This is a genomic window from Pseudomonas saxonica (assembly GCF_007858365.1).
GTDB classification, from domain to species: domain Bacteria; phylum Pseudomonadota; class Gammaproteobacteria; order Pseudomonadales; family Pseudomonadaceae; genus Aquipseudomonas; species Aquipseudomonas saxonica.
In genome coordinates this window covers 1372504-1393207 of sequence record NZ_VFIO01000001.1, presented here as the reverse complement: position 1 = coordinate 1393207, position 20704 = coordinate 1372504, and the positions used below count along the sequence as shown (strand labels likewise).

At 58.3% G+C, this 20704-nt stretch carries 22 protein-coding genes; 18 read left to right on the top strand and 4 right to left on the bottom strand.

What is annotated here, in order from left to right; genetic code table 11:
• Window positions 1-69: 69 nt before the first annotated feature.
• The 3 genes from mpl to FJD38_RS06490 are packed head-to-tail and all read left to right on the top strand — an operon-like array spanning window position 70 to window position 2325.
• Window positions 70-1419 carry a UDP-N-acetylmuramate:L-alanyl-gamma-D-glutamyl-meso-diaminopimelate ligase gene (gene mpl / locus FJD38_RS06500; RefSeq protein WP_146384441.1) on the top strand — a complete coding sequence of 450 codons (1350 nt, stop codon included), beginning with the start codon at window positions 70-72 and terminating at the stop codon, window positions 1417-1419.
• The gene (gene ubiX / locus FJD38_RS06495) at window positions 1416-2045 is read left to right on the top strand and encodes a flavin prenyltransferase UbiX (protein WP_122783240.1); all 630 of its coding nucleotides are present in this window, start codon (window positions 1416-1418) and stop codon (window positions 2043-2045) included. The genes mpl and ubiX overlap by 4 nt, the downstream gene beginning before the upstream one ends.
• Window positions 2038-2325, top strand: a complete 288-nt coding sequence (locus FJD38_RS06490) for a YceK/YidQ family lipoprotein (protein WP_122783239.1) — start codon at window positions 2038-2040, stop codon at window positions 2323-2325. The genes ubiX and FJD38_RS06490 overlap by 8 nt, the downstream gene beginning before the upstream one ends.
• A 73-nt stretch (window positions 2326-2398) precedes the next feature.
• Here the strand turns inward: FJD38_RS06490 and FJD38_RS06485 are convergent, their stop codons facing one another.
• A complete protein-coding gene (locus tag FJD38_RS06485; protein WP_146384439.1) occupies window positions 2399-3040 on the bottom strand; it encodes an oxidoreductase in 642 nt (213 codons plus the stop codon).
• 49 nt (window positions 3041-3089) lie between these two features.
• Window positions 3090-4772: a C13 family peptidase gene (locus tag FJD38_RS06480; protein WP_146384437.1), complete on the bottom strand. Its 1683-nt coding sequence runs from the start codon at window positions 4770-4772 to the stop codon at window positions 3090-3092.
• A 164-nt stretch (window positions 4773-4936) separates the two neighbouring features.
• Between FJD38_RS06480 and FJD38_RS06475 the strand changes: the two genes are divergently transcribed.
• The 3 genes from FJD38_RS06475 to FJD38_RS06465 are packed head-to-tail and all read left to right on the top strand — an operon-like array spanning window position 4937 to window position 6614.
• On the top strand, window positions 4937-5299 hold the full coding sequence (locus tag FJD38_RS06475; RefSeq protein ID WP_122783236.1) for a CidA/LrgA family protein: 363 nt from the start codon (window positions 4937-4939) through the stop codon (window positions 5297-5299).
• Entirely contained in the window at window positions 5296-6012 is a 717-nt protein-coding gene (locus tag FJD38_RS06470) for an LrgB family protein (protein ID WP_146384435.1), read from the top strand. The genes FJD38_RS06475 and FJD38_RS06470 overlap by 4 nt, the downstream gene beginning before the upstream one ends.
• Window positions 6013-6023: 11 nt before the next feature.
• Window positions 6024-6614, top strand: a complete 591-nt coding sequence (locus FJD38_RS06465) for an LON peptidase substrate-binding domain-containing protein (RefSeq protein ID WP_122783234.1) — start codon at window positions 6024-6026, stop codon at window positions 6612-6614.
• Window positions 6615-6632: 18 nt separating this feature from the next.
• Here FJD38_RS06465 and FJD38_RS06460 read toward each other — a convergent pair whose 3' ends face one another.
• Both FJD38_RS06460 and FJD38_RS06455 read right to left on the bottom strand, forming a co-directional pair.
• On the bottom strand, window positions 6633-7949 hold the full coding sequence (locus tag FJD38_RS06460) for a bifunctional DedA family/phosphatase PAP2 family protein (protein WP_122783233.1): 1317 nt from the start codon (window positions 7947-7949) through the stop codon (window positions 6633-6635).
• Window positions 7950-8371: 422 nt separating this feature from the next.
• Window positions 8372-9076, bottom strand: coding sequence for a DNA-3-methyladenine glycosylase (locus FJD38_RS06455; protein ID WP_122783246.1), 705 nt, complete (start codon window positions 9074-9076; stop codon window positions 8372-8374).
• Window positions 9077-9252: 176 nt separating this feature from the next.
• Between FJD38_RS06455 and FJD38_RS06450 the strand changes: the two genes are divergently transcribed.
• The 12 genes from FJD38_RS06450 to lipA all read left to right on the top strand — a co-directional run bounded on the left by FJD38_RS06450 (window position 9253) and on the right by lipA (window position 20700).
• A complete protein-coding gene (locus FJD38_RS06450) occupies window positions 9253-10524 on the top strand; it encodes a glutamate-5-semialdehyde dehydrogenase (protein ID WP_122783232.1) in 1272 nt (423 codons plus the stop codon).
• Between the two features lie 64 nt (window positions 10525-10588).
• Window positions 10589-11215: a nicotinate-nucleotide adenylyltransferase gene (gene nadD, locus FJD38_RS06445; protein WP_167654250.1), complete on the top strand. Its 627-nt coding sequence runs from the start codon at window positions 10589-10591 to the stop codon at window positions 11213-11215.
• Window positions 11216-11284: 69 nt separating this feature from the next.
• Window positions 11285-11779, top strand: a complete 495-nt coding sequence (gene rsfS, locus FJD38_RS06440) for a ribosome silencing factor (protein ID WP_122783230.1) — start codon at window positions 11285-11287, stop codon at window positions 11777-11779.
• A 9-nt stretch (window positions 11780-11788) separates the two neighbouring features.
• Complete coding sequence (gene rlmH, locus FJD38_RS06435; protein ID WP_003444191.1) at window positions 11789-12256, top strand: 23S rRNA (pseudouridine(1915)-N(3))-methyltransferase RlmH; 468 nt, start codon at window positions 11789-11791, stop codon at window positions 12254-12256.
• 12 nt (window positions 12257-12268) lie between these two features.
• The gene (mrdA, locus tag FJD38_RS06430; protein ID WP_122783229.1) at window positions 12269-14164 is read left to right on the top strand and encodes a penicillin-binding protein 2; all 1896 of its coding nucleotides are present in this window, start codon (window positions 12269-12271) and stop codon (window positions 14162-14164) included.
• Window positions 14165-14195: 31 nt separating this feature from the next.
• Window positions 14196-15299 (top strand): rod shape-determining protein RodA, encoded by a 1104-nt coding sequence (gene rodA, locus FJD38_RS06425; RefSeq protein WP_167654249.1) that lies wholly within the window; start codon window positions 14196-14198, stop codon window positions 15297-15299.
• A 17-nt stretch (window positions 15300-15316) separates the two neighbouring features.
• A complete protein-coding gene (gene mltB / locus FJD38_RS06420; protein WP_122783227.1) occupies window positions 15317-16327 on the top strand; it encodes a lytic murein transglycosylase B in 1011 nt (336 codons plus the stop codon).
• A complete protein-coding gene (locus FJD38_RS06415; RefSeq protein ID WP_122783226.1) occupies window positions 16327-17319 on the top strand; it encodes a septal ring lytic transglycosylase RlpA family protein in 993 nt (330 codons plus the stop codon). The genes mltB and FJD38_RS06415 overlap by 1 nt, the downstream gene beginning before the upstream one ends.
• Window positions 17320-17492: 173 nt before the next feature.
• Window positions 17493-18650: a D-alanyl-D-alanine carboxypeptidase family protein gene (locus tag FJD38_RS06410; protein ID WP_122783225.1), complete on the top strand. Its 1158-nt coding sequence runs from the start codon at window positions 17493-17495 to the stop codon at window positions 18648-18650.
• Between the two features lie 79 nt (window positions 18651-18729).
• Entirely contained in the window at window positions 18730-19005 is a 276-nt protein-coding gene (locus tag FJD38_RS06405; protein ID WP_122783224.1) for a DUF493 domain-containing protein, read from the top strand.
• The gene (lipB, locus tag FJD38_RS06400; RefSeq protein ID WP_122783223.1) at window positions 19005-19658 is read left to right on the top strand and encodes a lipoyl(octanoyl) transferase LipB; all 654 of its coding nucleotides are present in this window, start codon (window positions 19005-19007) and stop codon (window positions 19656-19658) included. The genes FJD38_RS06405 and lipB overlap by 1 nt, the downstream gene beginning before the upstream one ends.
• A gap of 1 nt (window position 19659) precedes the next feature.
• Complete coding sequence (gene lipA / locus FJD38_RS06395) at window positions 19660-20700, top strand: lipoyl synthase (protein ID WP_122783222.1); 1041 nt, start codon at window positions 19660-19662, stop codon at window positions 20698-20700.
• Window positions 20701-20704 lie beyond the last annotated feature (4 nt).

Here is a 20704-nt window from a genome sequence, read left to right as displayed (position 1 = left end):
AACAATAATCATCAGGTGCGAAAATAACCCTCCTACGCTACCCTTCGCCGATGTTTTACGAGGTCGACTATGCACATTCATATTCTTGGTATTTGCGGCACTTTCATGGGCTCTCTGGCGGTGTTGGCCAAAGAACTGGGCCATCACGTTACCGGTTCCGACGCTAACGTCTATCCGCCAATGAGCACCCAGCTGCAAGCTCAAGGCATTGAATTAACGCAGGGCTACGACCCGGCCCAACTCGACCCCGCACCCGATGTGGTAGTGATTGGCAATGCCCTGTCACGCGGCAACCCGGCGGTGGAGTACGTACTGAACAAAGGCCTGCCCTATGTTTCAGGCCCACAATGGCTGGCCGACCATGTGTTGCAAGGTCGCTGGGTGCTGGCCGTCGCGGGCACCCACGGCAAAACCACCACCAGCAGCATGCTGGCGTGGGTGCTGGAGCATGCGGGCATGGCGCCGGGGTTCCTGATTGGCGGTGTGCCGCAGAACTTTGCCGTGTCGGCCCGCCTGGGTGATACCCCGTTCTTTGTCGTTGAAGCCGACGAGTACGACAGTGCGTTCTTCGACAAACGCTCAAAATTCGTTCACTACCGTCCACGCACCGCGATCCTGAATAACCTTGAGTTCGATCACGCAGATATCTTCCCCGATCTGCCGGCTATTGAGCGTCAATTCCATCACTTGGTGCGCACCATCCCGAGTGAAGGTCTGGTGATTCACCCGACCACCGAGCCTGCATTGCAGCGCGTGATCGAGATGGGGTGCTGGACGCCGGTACAAACCACAGGCGAAGGGGGGCAATGGCAAGCCCGCTTGCTCAGCGACGACGGCTCGCGGTTTGACGTGCTGTTTGAAGGCGACGTTCAAGGCACGGTTGAATGGGACATGACGGGTCAACATAACGTGGCGAATGCCTTGGCAACGCTGGCTGCGGCGCGTCATGTGGGGGTAGTCCCTAGCTTGGCAATCGCCGGTTTGAATGCATTCAAAAGCGTAAAACGGCGCATGGAGAAAGTCGCGCAAGTGCACGGCGTCACCATTTATGACGACTTTGCCCATCACCCCACAGCCATTGCCACGACCCTGGATGGCCTGCGCAAGCATATCGGTGATGCCCCGCTGATTGCAGTGATTGAGCCACGTTCCAATTCCATGAAATTGGGCGCGCACCGCGAAGGTTTGCCACACAGTGTCGTGCAAGCCGACCATGTTGTCTGGTACGCACCGGCCAACCTGGGCTGGGACCTTGCGGGCACTGTGGCTTGCAGCCCTGTGCCGACAAGGGTCTGCGATTCGCTGGAGGCCATCATTGCCGAGGTCAAATCGAAGGTCACGCCCGGTACTCATGTCGTGATCATGAGCAACGGCGGCTTTGGTGGCCTGCACGGTAAATTGGCGGACGCCCTGCGATGAGCGGCCCTGAACGCATTACCCTGGCAGTCACCGGAGCCTCGGGCATGCAATACGCCTTGCGCCTGCTCGATTGTCTGGTGCGTGAAGACCGCGAGGTGCACTTCCTGATTTCCAAGGCCGCACAATTGGTGATGGCCACTGAAACCGATGTGCTATTGCCTCCCAAACCACAGGCCATGCAAACCTTTCTGACCGAGTACACCGGCGCGGCTGCCGGGCAGATTCGGGTGTACGGCAAGGAAGACTGGATGTCGCCAGTGGCCTCCGGCTCAGGCGCGCCTGCTGCGATGGTGGTCGTGCCGTGCTCCACCGGCACCTTGTCGGCGATTGCCACAGGCGCGTGCAACAATCTGGTTGAGCGAGCGGCCGATGTCACACTTAAAGAGCGACGGCAGTTGATTCTGGTGCCGCGTGAGGCGCCGTATTCCAGTATCCATCTGGAAAACATGCTCAAGCTGTCGAACATGGGGGCGGTGATACTACCGGCCTCACCGGGCTTTTATCACCAGCCGCAGACCATCGATGATCTGGTGGATTTTGTCGTGGCCAGGATTCTCAATCTGCTGAATATCCCGCAAGACATGCTCCCGCGTTGGGGTGAGCACCATGTCGGCGGCGATGAATAAGGCGCTGCTGGCGTTGTTGATGACCTTGCATATCGGTGGTTGCGCCAGTGTTCGCACGCTGGACGCGGCCAAACCGGGCGCCCCGGTTGTGTATTCCGGCACTCGGCTGGACATGTATGCGCTGCAAGGCGGGTGTTGTGCAAAAGAGCGCTTTGGCGCGGATGCGCCGCGCTATCCCGGCCTGGATCTGCCCGCCAGCGCGTTGCTTGATACGGTGCTGCTGCCGTTGTCAGTGCTGACGGTGCTGGGCGTCGGCTTTCAGGCAACCGGCGGGTTGTAAACGGTGCATCTTTTGTAGTCGCTGACGAGGTGCGAGGCTGCGATGGGCAGCGACTACGCGAGGTGAGGCGAGATTATTTGCCCAGGCGCCTCAGTTCATCGGACTCAATAACCCGCGTACCGTCTTGTTCCTCCAGGGCCAAACGCCACAGTGCCCGTGCGAGGTGGCAAGCCTCGATCCCTTGGTACTTGCCCGGAATCAGCTTGGACAGCGGCCCGGCAATTTGCTCGGCCAGTCGTGGTTCAAGGCGATCGCCAATCAGTATCGAGGGGCGGGCAATGGTCAGTTGTGGCCAGCCTTGAGCACGCAGCGATTGCTCCATCTCGCCTTTGACCCGGTTATAAAACACCGACGACTCCGGGTCGGCGCCAATGGCGCTGATCACCACCAAGTGCCGTGCGCCCATTTCCAGAGCGCGTTTGGCAAATGCCACCACCATGTCATGGTCAACCGCCCGGAAGGCTGCTTCAGAACCGGCTATTTTGATCGTGGTACCCAGGCAACAAAACGCCACATCGACTTTGCCGCTCAGTTGGGGCAGGAACACGGCGGGATCGCCCACAGGGTTTTCGAGGTGCGGATGGGGGGCCAACGGTTTGCGCGACGGGGCCAGCACACGGTTGATGGTGGGCTCGTTCAGCAAACGGTCAAGCAAGTGTTCGCCGGTAAGGCCGGACGCTCCCGCCAGCAGAATGTTGGAAGGTGTCAAATGCATGGTGTGTCTCCCTTGATGCATTCAGCTTAGTCAGCTCAGGGGGCTTTGCTTATTGCAGAGCCTGTTTTGCTTGTTGTTGACGTAAGCGTTGCCAGTGGGTCAGAACGCCTTTTGGCGCCCATATTTGGGGTTCAGAAGGCTCATAACCCTCAGCCTGTTCTCGTTCTGCGATGGATTGAGTGGCCAACTTGAAAGCTTTTTGCAGGTCGTCCGTCTGGTTAAGCGCCTGGGCAAACAGCGCATTGCCGAAATAGGTGAAGTCGGCTTCTTCCGAACAACCGAATGAAACATTACCAGCGCTGGATGCGGTCATGATCAGAGTCTTTTCATCTTTGAGGGCCGGAATAAACCCGCCCGAATAGCAGGACGAAATGACGATGATCTTGTCGCGGTTTTTCAATGGCGCCAGTGCCGCTGCAAGTTCGTCAGCGGCCAGGTCTGCAAGTTCCATGCGCGGCTGTTCCAGCACCAATTGGTGCTCGGCGGTGCCGTGGCTGGTGAGGTAGATAAACACCAAATCTTCTGGGCCAGTGCGCTCAGCCAATGTTTTAGCCGCGCGGTAGAGATTTTCTCGGGTGGCCATTGGCCGGTCCAGTAGATGATCGCGATGGTTGATCAGGCTGATCTGGCCGCGGCTGCCAAAGCGGCTGGCCAGCATGTTGTTCACGTACTCGGCTTCGCGCTTGAACACGCTTTGCTTGCCATCGCCGGCCAGCACCAGGCTGTACAGCTCGACGGCAGGGGTAGAAGGGGCAACAGCGTCCAGCGCTTGATTAAGCAAGGTGCCTTGATTGAGCAGCCCCAGCTCCAGCGGGTCGGGCAGCACGGCGCCTTTGGCATCGCGTACCCGCTGGCCGTTTACCCACTCGCCACTCAGTACGGTGCCATCACTCAAGGTCAGGGTGCCGTGGCCCTGATAGGTGTCGGCGGCAAACTCACCAACATAGGTGCTGCCATCGGGCATGCTCAGATGGCCGGGGCCGTTAAAACGCCATTCATTGAACTGGCCGCGATAGTGGGAACCGTCGACCCCGATGAGTTCGCCCTGACCGGTCAGGGCGCCATCCTTGAACTCACCGATCCAGACATCGCCGTCGGCATTTTCATAGCGACCTTTGCCATTCAACTGGTTGTCTTTGAAGGCACCTTCGTATTGGTCGCCCTCTGCGCTGTTAAAGATGCCATTGCCTTCAAGATCGCCATTCACGAACTGGCCGCTGAACTCATTGCCACTGGCATCACTGCGCTTGCCTTCGCCGTGGGGTTTGCCGTGGGCGAACTGGCCCTGGTACTGGCTACCGTCTTCGAGCTCAAGGTGGCCGATGCCCGAGAATTGGTCGTCCTTGAATTCACCGCGATAGGTCATTTCGCCCTGTTTGAGGGTGCCTTCGCCTTCGCGTCGGCCTTGCTTGAAACCGCCGACATAGGTGCTGTCGTGGGTGGTCAGACTGCCTTGGCCGCTATACAGACCCTGCTCGAAGCCGCCGCGATAGACGTCGCCATTGCTGGCGTGCCATTCGCCCTGGCCATGCCACAAGCCATTTTTGAATTCGCCGGCGTACCAACTGCCGTTCGGGTAATCGATGCGGCCCTGGCCTTGCAACAGCCCATTGACCACCTCGCCGCGATAACGTCCGCCATCAGGCAGGCGTGCGTCGGGGGGCAGCAGCGACTCTCCCTCACCGCAGGCAGTCAGCAGCAATGTCAAAGCAAGGGGGGCAAGTGAGCGCATGGCAAGATCCGCAAAGTTAGGCCTGCGAGTATGCCGCAGCAACCCAAGCGGCTCTATAGGCCCGCATGAAACATGCGCACTTATTCGGGGAGCAGCCGATGCCGGGTCGAGAAGGGACGTGCTTATAATGCCGAGCCAAAAATAATAATCGCTGGAGAGGTGAAATGTTGTTACGGGGTTTGACTTGGCTGGTGCTGTTTCAATTACTCGGCACGGCCCTCAATCACTTGTTCGTCCCGGTATTGCCGGGGCCTATCATCGGCCTGTTACTGCTGTTGGTGTTCTTGATAGTGCGCGGTCAGGTGAGCGAGCCTTTAAGCCAGGCCGCCAGTGGTTTGTTGCGCTATCTGCCCTTGTTGCTGGTGCCGCCTGCTGTAGGGGTGATGGTCTATGCCGCTGACATCGCGGCCGATTTTTGGGCGATTGCCGGGGCGTTGGTGCTGTCGTTGCTGATCTCAATGGCGTTTGTCGGGGTACTGATGCAGCGCTTGCTTAAAGGCCACGCTCATCCTGAGGAGCGGCCATGAACCTTCAATGGCACGACGCCTGGCAGTCGGTGATTCATCACCCCTTGTTTGGTATCGGTATTACCTTGGGTGCCTATCAATTGGTGCTGGCGACTTACGAAAAGACCCGCTGGATCTTCCTGCAGCCGGTGTTGGCTTCCATGATGCTGGTCATTGGCGTGTTGCTCAGTTGCGGTTTGAGTTACGTGGAGTACCGTAAAAGCACCGAGATTCTGAGCATTCTGCTAGGCCCGGCGACCGTGGCGCTGGCCGTGCCGCTTTACTTGAACCTGCGGCGGATTCGTCAGCTGTTCTGGCCCATCTTTACTACGCTGGTGATTGGAGGCGTAGTGGCGACAGCGTCAGTGGTGCTGCTGGGGCAGTGGTTCGGTGCCGAGCATATGATGTTGATGACATTGGCGCCCAAGTCAGTCACCTCTCCGATTGCCATGCTGGTTGCCGAGCAAATCGGTGGCGTTGCTGCGCTGGCTGCGGTATTTGTGCTCATTACTGGCGTGATCGGAGCCATTGTCGGCCCCGGTCTGTTACGACTTTTACGGGTTCACAGCCCGGAAGCGCGCGGTATGGCGCTGGGTATGACCGCGCATGCGGTGGGCACTTCGGTGGCCTTGCACGAAGGCGAAGAGTGCGGCGCATTTGCGGCGCTGGCGATGAGTTTGATGGGAGTGGCAACCGCCGTATTTTTGCCGTTGGCTGTCTCCCTTATAGCGTAGGAACAAAAATTATGAAGTTGCCGTTGTTTCCTTTGAATACGGTGTTGTTTCCGGGCTGCGTACTGGACTTGCAGATCTTCGAAGCGCGTTATCTGGACATGATTGCTCGCTGCATGAAGCAGGGCACGGGCTTTGGTGTGGTGTGCATTCTGGAAGGTGAAGAAGTTGGCGATGCGCCGCAAGGCATTGCCCGGGTGGGCTGTGAGGCGTTAGTCCGTGATTTTCAGCGTCAGGACAATGGCTTGCTGGGGATTCGGGTCGAAGGGGGGCGCCGTTTTGAGGTGCTGGACACCGAACTTCAGCGCGACCAGCTCATGGTGGCAGAGGTTGAGTGGCTGGATGAGAGCCCCGAGCAGCCTCTGTCCGAAGAAGACCAGGACTTGCTGGCGTTGCTCAAGGCGCTGGCCGAGCATCCTATGGTGGCTGCCTTGAACATGAACACGGAAGTGGCGGGGCAGCAATCGTTGGCCAATCAGTTGGCGTATCTATTGCCCTTTACCGAAGAGGACAAGCTGGAGCTGCTGCTGGTCAATGACCCGCAGCAGCGTCTGGACGGCATTCAGGTTCTGCTCGATGAAATGCAGGGCGAGATGCTCAATTGATGAGCGGCTTGCCGAACGCTAATAGGCGTAACGCAGCAGTTCTTTGGACAGGTGCCCCAGTATAAAAAAGCCGTAGAGCGCGGTCACTGACGGCAAGATCAGCCACCAGATTTTTTGCGGGACGGGCTCCAGCGGCATAAACCGCTGGCTCAGGGCCAGTGCGAAGGCGTTGACGGTGATGGCCAGTAGCGCTCCGGCAGTGATGTCGGTCGGCCAGTGTGCACCTAGGTACACTCGGGACATCGCAATCGTGATCGCCATCAAGCATCCCAGTAACACCCACGTCACGCGCATGCGTTGCGGCTGATTACGTCCTGCCAGAATGGCCAGCGCGACAAAAAATGCAAAGGCTCCCGAGCTGTGACCGCTTGGCATGCTGTAACTGGTTAAGGGATCTATCAGCACTTCGGGGCGCACCCGCGCAAAGAAGAGCTTGGTGGCGGTGTTGGTCAGCGCGGTCACCAGTGTCACCCCACCAAAAAACCACATCGCTCTCCATTGCCGGGTGAACATCAAAATCACACATACCAGCGCGGCTGCTAGAAATTGCGTGCGGAAGTTACCGATTAGTGTCACCAGTACCGCAGCGGTGTCCATGGCACTGCTTCGATGCTCTTGCACCAGCGCGTTGATGCCTTGATCGAACGCCGTCATGTACGGGTAGCCAATGAATACAGCCAGTAGCAAGGTCAGGCTTAATGCGCCAATCAGCAGTGTGGCTTTGGGTTGGCGGCGAATGCTGGCATTGATGCTTAGCCCCAGCAGTGCGCACAGGCCTACAGCAACGATGGCAGCCTGCGGCCAGAAGCCTTCGGGCAGTGGCAGGCGAATGGCCGCGCCGGTGGCCCAGCCCGGCAGCAGATAAGCCACGGACCACCCTGCGCCTGCCAGCAAGCTGACGCCGATAAAACGAGGGATTGGCATGTCACACATGCCGGCGACCATGGGTAGCATAGGCCGCAGCGGGCCAATAAAACGGCCCACCAACAGGCTGACGATGCCGTACTTATGGAAGTAGCTCTCGGCACCGTTCATCCACTCGGGGTGGGTGCGCAGCAGTGGCAAGCGCCGGATGTTCTGGTGGAAGCGTCTGCCCAGAAAGTAAGACACCGCATCGCCGAGCAAGCCGCCGAGGAAGCCCAATAGCAGGGTTTCGCCTAAAGACAGGGCCCCGCTGCCGGCCATGACGGCAATGGCGAATAGCAAGACCGTGCCGGGGACAATGATCCCGGCAATTGCCAGGCATTCCACGCACGCCACAATAAATACCGCCAGGCCCAGCCATTGTGGGTTCGCGGTGAGCCAGCCGGTGATGCTGTCGAGCCATGGGCCCATCTTCATGTCCTTATTTGTATTGGATCAAAAGCCCCTCACCCTAACCCTCTCCCAGAGGGAGAGGGGACTAAAGGCGAAAGCAAATATGTATTACGCCTCCGCTCAGCTCCCTCTCCCTGAGGGCGAAGGGACTAAAGGCGAAAGCAAATATGTATTACGCCTCCGCTCAGCTCCCTCTCCCTGAGGGCGAAGGGACTAAAGGCGAAAGCAAATATGTATTACGCCTCCGCTCAGCTCCCTCTCCCAGAGGGCGAAGGGACTAAAGGCGAAAGCAAATATCTGTTACGCCGCCGATCAGCCCACTCTCCCTGAGGGCGAAGGGACTAAAGGCGAAAGCATATGTGTATTACGCCGCCGCTCAGCTCCCACTCCCTGAAGGCGAAGGGACTAAAGGCGAAAGCAAATGTGTATTACGCCTCCGATCAGCTCCCTCTCCCTCCGGGAGAGGGTTGGGGTGAGGGCAGCGGTTCAACCACCAAATAATCGCGCCCTTCAACTTGCCCGCGGCGCAACGGATTACGCGTGCAGTACGCAGCGTAGTCAGCGTCAACAAAGCGGTACATCAGGTGTTCGTCTCGCCCGTGAGGGATACCCAGCCGTGTGGTCTGAATGATCTGCGCCGGTTTTGCTCCGACGTCATCGACCCATAAACGTTCTGGGTCGAAACATTTTGCATCCCATTCGCGGACTTTCAGCCCAAGTGCCTTGCACAGCAGTGTTTGCCCTGCACAGAGCTTTTGCGCGGGGCGCGGGTTGCCTTGGGCATCGGGATTGTTCAGTTGCATCCGGGCCAGGCTGGCCGGGCCGGAGAGCTCATCAAGCCACGGATAAGCCGATTTGATGAGCACGGCATTACCCGGCCCGTGTGCGCTGAAGTTCAACGAATCACCTCCGCGCGCGTAGTACATATAGATGTGCCCGCCATCCATAAACAGTGCTTTGCGCTTTTCGGTGTAGCCCAGCGAGGCGTGGCTGCCTTTTTCAGCGCAGTAATAGGCCTCGGTTTCTATGATGCGGGCGCTGAGCCACAGGCCGTCGACCCGATGACGAATCACTTTGCCCAGCAGTTCGCGCGCCAGTAACTGGGCGTCACGGTCAAAAAATGAGTCCGGCAGCACGATGGGCATGTTCAGGGCGGTCAGTGAATGGCTGAAAAAGCGCAGATCATAGCAACTCATGCTTAATCCTTGCTGAACACGCTGAATTCGCAGCCCATTTCGACCATCCGCCAGCCACTGCTGTGATTGAGGCTACGCGACAGCTATAATCGGCCGCTTTCCTCCCTGCCAAGACCCTTGAGACCATGACTGAGTCCGTTCTTGACTACATGACCCGCTTGGGTCGCGCTGCTCGTGAAGCTTCCCGAGTGATTGGCCGTGCCAGTACCGGGCAAAAAAACCGTGCCTTGATGGCGGCGGCTGCCGCACTGGATGCCGCGCGACCCGAACTGACGGCTGCCAATGAGCTGGATCTGGCCGCTGGCCGGGCTAATGGTCTTGAGCCCGCCATGCTGGAGCGTCTGGCGCTGACCCCGGCGCGTATCGACGGCATGATCGTCGGTTTGCGCCAGGTGGCCAGTTTGCCGGACCCGGTAGGGGCCATTCGCGACATGAGTTACCGCCCTTCGGGGATTCAGGTCGGCAAAATGCGCGTGCCGCTGGGGGTGGTCGGTATCATTTATGAGTCACGTCCGAACGTGACCATTGATGCCGCCAGTCTGTGCCTTAAATCAGGCAACGCGACGATTCTGCGCGGTGGCTCTGAGGCCATTCACTCCAACCGGGCGATTGCTGCCTGCATCCAGCGAGGTCTGGCCGAGGCCGGGTTGCCGCCGGCGGTGGTGCAAGTGGTTGAAGTTACCGACCGCGCTGCGGTTGGGGCGTTGATCACCATGCCCGAGTACGTGGATGTCATCGTGCCCCGTGGCGGTAAAGGCTTGATCGAGCGCGTCAGCCGTGACGCCAAGGTGCCGGTCATCAAGCATCTGGACGGCATTTGCCATGTGTACGTGAGTGCTCAGGCCGATCTGGTGAAGGCGCAGCGCATCGCGTTCAACGCCAAAACCTACCGTTATGGCATTTGCGGCGCGATGGAAACCTTGCTGGTGGACCAGTCAGTCGCGGCGCAGTTTTTGCCTGCAATGGCTGAGCAGTTCCGTGCTAAAGGTGTCGAATTGCGCGGTTGTGAGCGCACCCAGGCGCTGATTGACGTGAAACCCGCCACCGAAGAAGACTGGCACACCGAGTACCTGGACGCGATTTTGTCGATTCGCGTGGTCGATGGGCTGGATCAAGCGATTGAGCATATCAATCACTATGGTTCTCATCACACGGACTCGATTGTGACCGAGCATCAGGGCGACGCCCGGCGTTTTATGGCAGAAGTCGACTCCAGTTCGGTGATGCTCAACACGCCAACCTGCTTTGCCGATGGATTTGAATACGGATTGGGTGCCGAGATTGGCATTTCTACTGATAAGCTGCACGCCCGCGGTCCGGTAGGTCTCGAGGGTCTGACCTGCGAGAAGTACATTGTGGTCGGTGACGGCCAGTTACGCGGTCAGGAGCCAGTCTGACTTGGTCGACCTTATCCCGATAGCGGCAGAACCGGTCATCGAAGCGGCACCGTTGCGCATTGGTATGCTGGGCGGCACCTTCGACCCGGTGCACATCGGCCATTTGCGCGGTGCGCTTGAAGTGGCGGAAATGATGACGCTCGATGAGCTGCGTCTGATCCCCAATGCCAGGCCGCCCCATCGAGATACGCCAAGAGTGTCGGCGCTCGATCGTCTGGCGATGGTTGAGTGTGCGGTTGCCGGAGTACCTACGCTGAAGGTAGACCCTCGGGAGCTGCATCGGGACACGCCGTCCTACACTATTGACACCCTGGAACTGATGCGGGCCGAGCTGGCTGCTGATGACCAGTTGTTTTTATTGCTGGGCTGGGACGCTTTTTGCGGCCTGCCCACGTGGCATCGCTGGGAAGAGTTGCTCCAGCATTGCCATATCCTGGTGCTACAGCGCCCGGATGCCGACAGCGAACCGCCGGATGCCTTGCGCAACCTGCTGGCAGCGCGCTCGGTAAGCGACCCGCTGGCCCTGAAAGGGTCGAGCGGACAGATTGCATTCGTCTGGCAGACACCGCTCGCGGTATCCGCCACCCAGATCCGTCAACTGCTGGCCAGCGGTAAGTCGGTACGTTACCTGGTGCCCGACGCGGTCCTGGCCTATATCGATGCGCACGGGCTTTACCGTGCGTCGAACTGAAAGGCGTGGTTCATAGCACGATCTAACGTGTAATGAACCCCCCGAACATACGAGCAAAACGAGTTTTATATGACTGACAAAGATGTAAGCAAAGTAAAGCGTAAAGGCACCTTCAAAAGCGCTCCACTGCCAGAAAAAACCTTCTCTGCCGAGCCTCTGAAAGGCGACGCGCTGGTCAAGGTTGCAGTCGCCGCGCTGGAAGACGTAAAGGGCCAGGACATTCAGATCATCGACGTACGTGACAAGCACAGCATCACTGACTTCATGATCATCGCCACCGGTACTTCGAACCGTCAGATCGGCGCGATGCTGGACAAGGTCCGTGAAGCCGTCAAAGCCTTGGGCATCAAGCCATTGGGTGAAGAAGGCAAGGGCGACAGCGATTGGGTACTGTTGGACATGGACGACGTGATCGTGCACATGATGACCGCCAGCGCCCGTCAGTTCTACGACCTGGAACGCCTGTGGGCCGGTGCTGCACAGAGCCGTGCTGAAAGCGCTGCTCACCACAGCCCGGAAAACACCCATGAGCATTTCGCCAAGCTCAACAAAGACCAAGAGTAAGGGTTCGTTGTGCGCCTGCGCCTGATTGCTGTCGGTTCGCGTATGCCCAAGTGGGTGGAAGAAGGCTGGCATGAATATGCCAAGCGTCTGCCATCCGAGCTGGCCCTTGAACTGGTGGAAATACCGCTCAATACCCGTGGCAAGAATGCTGACGTGGCCCGTTTTATCCGTCAGGAAGGCGAGGCCATGCTGGCCAAGGTCGGCCCGGGCGAGCGGATCGTCACCCTTGAGGTGCACGGTAAGCCCTGGAGCACTGAGCAGCTGGCGGTCGAGCTCGACCGCTGGCGCCTGGACTCGCGCACGGTGAACTTCATGGTGGGCGGCCCCGAAGGGCTGGCGCCGGAAGTCTGCGCCCGCGCCGATCAGCGCTGGTCGCTGTCGCCGCTGACGTTGCCGCACCCGTTAGTACGGATTCTGATTGGTGAGCAGTTGTATCGCGCCTGGACGGTGTTGTCCGGGCACCCTTATCACAAATAGTCAGCGTCCCGAATGTCTCAGCCGATTCGCCTAAAAGATCACGAGAAAGACGCCCGCCTTGTGCGCCGACGTGTCGTGGTCGGCGCATGCGTGGTGGTGGCACTGATTTGTGTGCTGATCGCACGTCTGTATTTTCTGCAAGTGGTGCAGTACGAGTATCACTCGACGCTGTCAGAAAATAACCGGGTGCACGTTCAGCCGATCCCACCGACACGGGGTCTGATCTTCGACCGCAATGGTGTGGTGATCGCGGACAACCGTCCCAGCTTCAGCCTGAGCATGACGCGCGAGCGTTCCGGTGATTGGTCCCAAGTGCTCGACACCATCGTTCAGGTGCTGGAACTCACCCCGGATGACCGTGCTCTCTTCGAAAAGCGCATGAAGCAGGGGCGGCGGCCGTTTGAGCCGGTGCCCATTCTGTTTGAGCTCAATGAAGAGCAAATCGCCCGCATCGCTGTGAATCAGTTCCGCTTGCCCGGGGTTGAGGTGGTGGCGCAATTGGTTCGCCATTACCCGCAGGGCGCGCATTTCGCGCATTCTGTGGGCTATATGGGGCGAATCAACGAGAAAGAGCTTAAAACCCTCGATCCGGTGAATTACAGCGGCACCCATCACATTGGCAAAACCGGTATCGAGCGTTTTTACGAAGCCGAGTTGCATGGTCAGGTGGGTTACGAAGAAGTCGAAACCAATGCAAGGGGCCGGGTGTTGCGGGTGCTTAAACGCACCGATCCGATCCCGGGCAAAGACATCGTGCTTAGCCTTGATATCAAGCTGCAAGAGGCGGCCGAGGAAGCACTGGCAGGGCGCCGAGGCGCGGTGGTAGCACTGAACCCGATGACCGGTGAAGTGCTGGCGATGGTCAGCCAACCCAGTTTTGACCCCAATCTGTTTGTGACCGGCATCAGCTTCAAGGCGTATGCCGAGTTGCGCGATTCGATTGATCGACCACTGTTCAACCGCATTCTGCGTGGTCTGTACCCACCGGGTTCGACCATCAAGCCGGCGGTGGCTATTGCCGGTCTGGACAGTGGCGTAATCACCGCCGGGTCACGGGTCTACGACCCCGGTTATTACCAGTTGCCCAATTATGATCACAAGTACCGTAACTGGAACCGCACAGGCGATGGTTATGTCGATCTGGACACGGCGATCATGCGTTCCAACGACACCTACTTCTATGACCTGGCGCACAAGCTGGGGATAGATCGTCTGTCCTCGTACATGAACCAATTCGGCATTGGCCAAAAAGTCTCCCTCGACATGTTCGAAGAGTCGGCAGGGCTGATGCCGTCCCGTGACTGGAAGCGTGCCACCCGACGCCAGGCCTGGTTCCCGGGCGAAACCCTGATTTTGGGGATTGGCCAGGGCTATATGCAGTCCACCCCGTTGCAACTGGCTCAGGCCACCGCGTTGATCGCCAGCAAGGGCAAATGGATACGTCCACATCTGGCCAAAACCATTGAGGGTGTACCGCCGGTTGATCCGAACCCGATGCCCGATATTGTGCTGCGAGACCCGTCCAACTGGGCCAAGGTCAACCACGGCATGCAGCAGGTAGTGCATGGTGCCCGCGGTACGGCCCGGGTAGCGGGCGTGGGTGCGCAGTATTTGATTGCGGGCAAGAGTGGTACGGCGCAGGTAGTGGCGATCAAGCAGGGTGAGAAATACGATCGCTCCAAAGTACAGGAGCGTCACCGCGACCACGCGTTGTTCGTTGGCTTTGCGCCAGCCAACAACCCGCAGATTGCCGTCTCGGTGATGATTGAAAACGGCGAAGCCGGCAGCCGGGTGGCATCGCCCGTTGTGCGCAAGGTTATGGATGCCTGGCTGCTGGACGCCGATGGCAAGCTCAAACCTGAGTACGCCGGTCCTTTGAAGACAGAGGTTACGGGCAATGATGAGTAATTTTGACCGCATCCTCTCCAGCGAGGATGTGATGCGTCGGCGTGCCACGCTGCTTCAGCGTTTGCACATTGATGGCCCTTTGCTGATTCTGCTCCTGACCCTGGCGGCAGGCAGTTTGTTCGTGCTGTATTCAGCCAGCGGCAAAAGCTGGGATTTGCTGGCCAAACAGGCAACCTCATTCGGTATCGGGCTGGTGTCGATGTTTATCATCGCCCAACTGGAGCCGCGTTTCATGGCGCGCTGGGTACCCATCGGTTATCTGATGGGCGTATTGCTGCTGGTGGTGGTGGATGTCATGGGCCACAACGCCATGGGTGCGACGCGCTGGATTAACATTCCAGGGGTTATTCGCTTCCAGCCGTCGGAATTCATGAAGATTCTGATGCCGGCAACCATTGCCTGGTATTTGTCCAAACGCACGTTACCGCCGCAGCTCAAGCACGTTGCCGTGAGTTTATTGCTTATCGGCATTCCCTTTGGCCTGATCGTTCGCCAGCCAGACCTTGGCACCGCGCTGCTGGTGCTGGCCGGCGGTGCATTCGTGCTGTTTATGGGGGGCTTGCGCTGGCGCTGGATTATCAGCGTGCTGGCTGCTGCCGTGCCCGTGGCCGTGGCCATGTGGTATTTCATCATGCACGACTACCAGAAACAGCGCGTATTGACCTTTCTCGACCCTGAAAGCGATCCGCTGGGCACTGGCTGGAACATTATTCAGTCCAAGGCTGCGATCGGTTCGGGCGGGGTGTTTGGCAAGGGATGGCTACTGGGTACGCAGTCGCATCTGGACTTTTTGCCTGAAAGTCACACTGACTTCATTATTGCGGTGATGGGTGAAGAGTTCGGTCTGGTCGGTATTTGCGCGCTGCTGCTGATCTACCTGTTGTTGATTGGTCGCGGTCTGGTGATCACCGCCCAGGCGCAGACCCTGTTTGGCAAATTGCTGGCAGGCAGCCTGACGATGACCTTTTTTGTGTATGTCTTCGTCAACATCGGTATGGTCAGTGGCTTGTTGCCGGTGGTGGGTGTGCCCTTGCCGTTTATCAGTTACGGCGGTACTTCGCTCGTGACGCTGCTGTCAGCGTTCGGGGTTTTGATGTCGATCCACACACATCGCAAATGGATCGCACAAGTTTGATTAAGGTGAATTATTCAATGCAAGTAATGCGCGGCTGGGCCGCTCGATTTGCGCCATGGATGGGCTTTGTTGGCCTGTTCGGGGCAGCGCAAAGCGCGGTAGCCGGCGACTATGAAGGCTCGCCCCAAGTGGCAGAGTTCGTCGGCGAGATGACCCGCGATTACGGCTTTGCCGGCGAGCAGCTGATGGCAGTGTTCCGTGAGGCGAATCGCAAGCAGAGCATCCTCGATGCCATTTCGCGCCCGGCAGAACGCGTCAAGCAATGGAAAGAGTACCGTCCTATCTTTATTTCCGACGCCCGCGTGGCCAGGGGTGTGGATTTCTGGCGTGAACATGAAGCTGTGCTGGCTCGCGCCGAGCAGGAATATGGGGTGCCTGCGCAAGTGATCGTGTCGATCATTGGTGTTGAAACCTTTTATGGCCGCAACACCGGTAATTACCGAGTGATTGATGCCCTGTCGACGTTGGGCTTTGACTATCCGCCGCGCGCCGAGTTTTTCCGCAAGGAATTGCGTGAGTTCCTGCTGCTGAGCCGTGAAGAGCAGGTCGACCCGTTGACCCTCAAGGGCTCATACGCCGGAGCAATGGGCTTGCCGCAATTCATGCCCAGCAGTTTTCGCGCCTACGCGGTGGATTTCGACAACGATGGCCACATCAACATCTGGAGCAATCCGGACGATGCCATTGGCAGTGTCGCCAGCTACTTCAAGCGTCATGGCTGGGTCGCCGGTGAGCCCGTCGTGGCCCGCGCTCAGGTGCAGGGTGATCGCGCAGACGAAGGTTTGACCCAGGGAATCGAGCCGATCAAAACCGTCGGGGAGTTGCGAGCGCTGGGCTGGTCGAGTCATGATGCGCTGCGTGACGAAATGCCCGTCACGGCGTTCCGTCTGGAAGGCGCCAATGGCCCTGAATACTGGATGGGCCTGAAGAACTTTTATGCCATCACGCGCTATAACCGTAGCGTGATGTACGCCATGGCAGTGCACCAACTGTCCGACCTGCTGGTTCAAGCCCGGGGCAACAAGTAATGCCGTTTTTAGCGATCCGCACACCTTTGAAACTCGTAGCCTGCGCATCGATTGCGCTGGTGGTGGTGAGCTGCTCCAGCAGCCGCCCTAGCACCCCGCAAAAGACTACTGTGGCCGTTGCTGCCAAACCGGGGCTGGACATCAACCGTGCGCACAAAGATGGCGCGCCGTGGTGGGACGTTGATGTTTCGCGTATCCCGGATGCCACCCCGACCCTGCACACCGGGGCCTACAAGGCCAACCCGTATACCGTGCTGGGCAAGACCTATTTCCCGATGCAAGAGTCCAAAACTTACGTGGCCTCGGGCACCGCGTCCTGGTACGGCACCAAGTTTCACGGTCAAAACACGGCCAATGGCGAGGTGTACGACCTGTACGGCATGAGTGCCGCACACAAAACCCTGCCACTGCCCAGCTACGTCAAAGTGACCAATCTGGACAACGGCAAAGCCGTGATTCTGCGGGTAAACGACCGTGGCCCGTTTTATTCGGACCGCATCATTGACCTGTCTTACGCCGCCGCCAAGAAGCTGGGCTACGCCGAGACCGGGACTGCCCGAGTCAAGGTTGAAGGCATTGACCCGCAAGCCTGGTGGGCCCAACGTGGGCAGCCGGCGCCCTTGATGCTCAACGAGCCAAAAGTGGCCCAGTCCGCACCGGGGCCGACGGTCAATACCGGCAAGGTCGAGCAATGGACACCGCCCGCACAGCAGCACGCTACGGATGTAATTCCGTTGCAGACCGCCCAGAAAGGGCAGGGCACCTACTTGCAAGTGGGTGCATTCGCCAATCCTGACGCGGCAGAGTTGCTTCGCTCCAAGCTCAGTGGCATGGTCAGCGCCCCGGTGTTCATAAGCTCGGTGGTGCGTAACCAGCAAACCTTGCACCGCGTTCGCATGGGGCCGATCGGTTCGGTCAATGAAGTGCAGCAGACACAAAACAGCGTGCGATTGGCCAACCTGGGCCAGCCGAGCGTTGTGACAGATCAGTAACACTGAATAAAGCGTCGGGCATTCATGCGTGAAGGCTCGACGCAGTTGGCAGGCTCTAAAATAAAAAGCCCTTAAACGGCTGACCTGCAACTGAACACGCGACAGCCTGTCAAACGGCTGCCACACCCGGTTTGCCCGTGAGGGTAAGTTTTATTAACAATTTCGAGAGACGGATGAACATCACCACCTTTGCCAAACGCCTGTGTCTGCTTGTCCCGCTGATCATCACGCCTGCTGCCTGGGCCGTCGAGATGATGCCTTCAGCACCCCAGCTTGCAGCCAAAGCCTACGTTTTGATGGATGCCAGCAGCGGTAACGTACTGGTTGAGAACAACGGCGACCAGCGCCTGCCCCCGGCCAGCCTGACCAAGCTGATGACAGCCTATATCGCGACACTGGAAATCCGTCGCGGTCAGATCGGCGAAAACGACCCAGTAACGGTCAGCGAAAACGCTTGGCGTACCGGCGGTTCGCGGATGTTCATCAAGGTCGGCACTCAAGTGTCGGTCAGCGACCTGTTGCACGGCATCATCATCCAGTCGGGTAACGACGCCAGCGTTGCGCTGTCCGAGCACATCGCCGGCAGCGAAGACGCCTTCGCCGACATGATGAACAAAACCGCTGGCGAACTGGGCATGAGCAACAGCCACTTCATGAACCCGACCGGCCTGCCAAACCCAGAGCACTATTCGTCGGCACACGACATGGCGTTGCTGGCGCGGGCAATCATTCACGAAGACCCGACTCATTACGCGATCTACTCGCAGAAAGAGTTCTTCTGGAACGGTATCAAGCAGCCTAACCGCAACCTGTTGCTGTGGCGTGACAAGACCGTAGACGGTCTGAAAACGGGTCACACCGACGAAGCCGGTTACTGCATGGTGTCCTCGGCTGTTCGTGATGGCCAGCGCCTGATTGCTGTGGTGTTCGGCACCAACAGCGAAGTGGCTCGTGCTGCCGAAACACAAAAGCTGCTGACCTACGGTTTCCGTTTCTTCGAAACCCAGACCTTCTACCAGAAGGGTGTTGAGCTGGCTCAGGCACCTGTCTGGAAAGGTACGACTAATCAGGTCAAAGCCGGTTTGGCAGAAGACTTGACCATGACCATGCCTAAAGGCCAATTGAAAAAACTGGCTGCCAGCATGACCATGAACCCGCAACTGATGGCACCAATTGCCAAAGGTGACGTGATCGGCAAGGTAGAAGTCAAACTGGACGACAAGGTTGTGCACAGTGCAGACCTGATCGCCCTTGAACCCGTTGAGGAAGGTGGTATTTTCCGACGCGTGTGGGATAGCATCCGTCTATTCTTCTATGGGCTGTTCAACTGATTACAGCCACCTGTATGACCTCGCGCTGACACGGCGCGGGGTTATCTCTGTAGTTCTCGGCTTACGAGGCCAATACGCCATGAGCGATACCGAAGTAAAGGCGCCAAAGATCGAATTCCCAGTGACTGATTATCCGGTTAAGGTCATCAGCGACACGGGTGTGGGCAACAAGGACAAAATCATCGAAATCATGCGAAAGCACGCGACGGTCAACGATGAGCGTGTGGACGAACGCCAGAGCACCAACGGCAAATACACCACGATCCAGTTGCACATTGTTGCGACTGATCAAGACCAGCTTTACAACATCAACAGCGAATTGCGTGCCACCGGCTTCGTGCACATGGTGCTGTGATGTCGCAGGTCTTGGGGTTTCGCGAGCTGGGCCTGGCTGACTATGAGCCGACCTGGCAAGCGATGCAGCGGTTCACCGACGAGCGCAAGCTCAAGCCGGACACGCAAGACGAAGTCTGGCTGGTGCAGCATCCGCCTGTGTTTACCCAAGGTCAGGCAGGCAAGGCCGAACACCTGTTGTTGCCGGGCGATATTCCGGTCGTCAAGTCGGACCGCGGTGGTCAGGTGACGTATCATGGCCCTGGCCAACTTGTGGCTTACCTGTTGCTGGATGTACGCCGTTTGGGCTTTGGTGTACGAGAACTGGTCAGCCGGATGGAAATTTGCCTGATTGACCTGCTCGCCAGCTATGGCGTGAGTGCGGCGGCCAAGGCTGATGCTCCGGGTGTGTACGTGGAGGGCGACAAGATTGCCTCCTTGGGCCTGCGGATTCGCAATGGCTGCTCTTTCCATGGTCTGGCCCTGAATGTGGACATGGACCTGGAACCGTTTCGACGGATTAACCCCTGTGGCTACGCGGGGCTGGCGATGACCCAGTTGCGTGACCGTGCAGGGCCGATTCAATTTGCCGAGGTCGTTGCGAGGCTGCGTGCGCAACTCGTCAAACACCTCGACTATGCTGAGCAGACGACCCTTACGGGCGGAATCGATTGATATGACTACTGCGCAAGACGCTGTTCAAACCCTGATCCCTACGCTGGATATCTCCGAACGTGTGGCCCGTGCGAACGAGGCCCGTTCCAAGGTTGAGACCGGCGTCAAATTGCGCGGTGCCGAGAAGGTTGCGCGTATCCCGGTAAAAATCATCCCGACGACAGAACTGCCGAAGAAGCCGGACTGGATTCGTGTGCGCATTCCGGTTTCGCCTGAAGTCGACCGTATCAAGGCCTTGCTGCGTAAGCACAAGCTGCACAGCGTGTGCGAAGAGGCCTCCTGCCCGAACCTGGGCGAGTGCTTCTCGGGCGGTACGGCGACGTTCATGATCATGGGTGACATCTGCACCCGTCGTTGCCCGTTCTGCGACGTGGGCCACGGTCGTCCCAAGCCTTTGGACGTCAACGAGCCAGAAAGCCTGGCGATTGCCATTGCTGACCTGGGCTTGAAGTACGTGGTGATCACCTCGGTGGACCGAGACGATCTGCGTGATGGCGGTGCTCAGCACTTTGCTGACTGCATTCGTGAAATTCGCAAACTGTCGCCGAACGTGCTGCTCGAAACGCTGGTGCCGGATTACCGCGGCCGTATGGATGTAGCGCTGGAAATCACCGCTGCCGAGCCACCTGACGTATTCAACCACAACCTCGAAACCGTTCCGCGTCTGTACAAGGCTGCGCGTCCGGGTTCCGACTACCAGTGGTCGCTGACGTTGTTGCAGCGCTTCAAGCAAATGATGCCGCATATCCCGACCAAATCCGGCTTGATGCTGGGCCTGGGCGAGACAGACGAAGAAGTCATTGAAGTGATGAAGCGCATGCGTGAACACGACATCGACATGTTGACACTGGGTCAATACCTGCAACCGTCGCGCAGCCACTTGCCGGTTCAACGTTTTGTGCACCCGGACACCTTTGCCTGGTTTGCCGAAGAAGGCTACAAAATGGGCTTCAAAAACGTAGCGTCGGGCCCGCTGGTACGTTCTTCTTACCACGCCGATGAGCAGGCCAAACTGGTCAAAAACATGCTGGTAGGTGCTTGATACG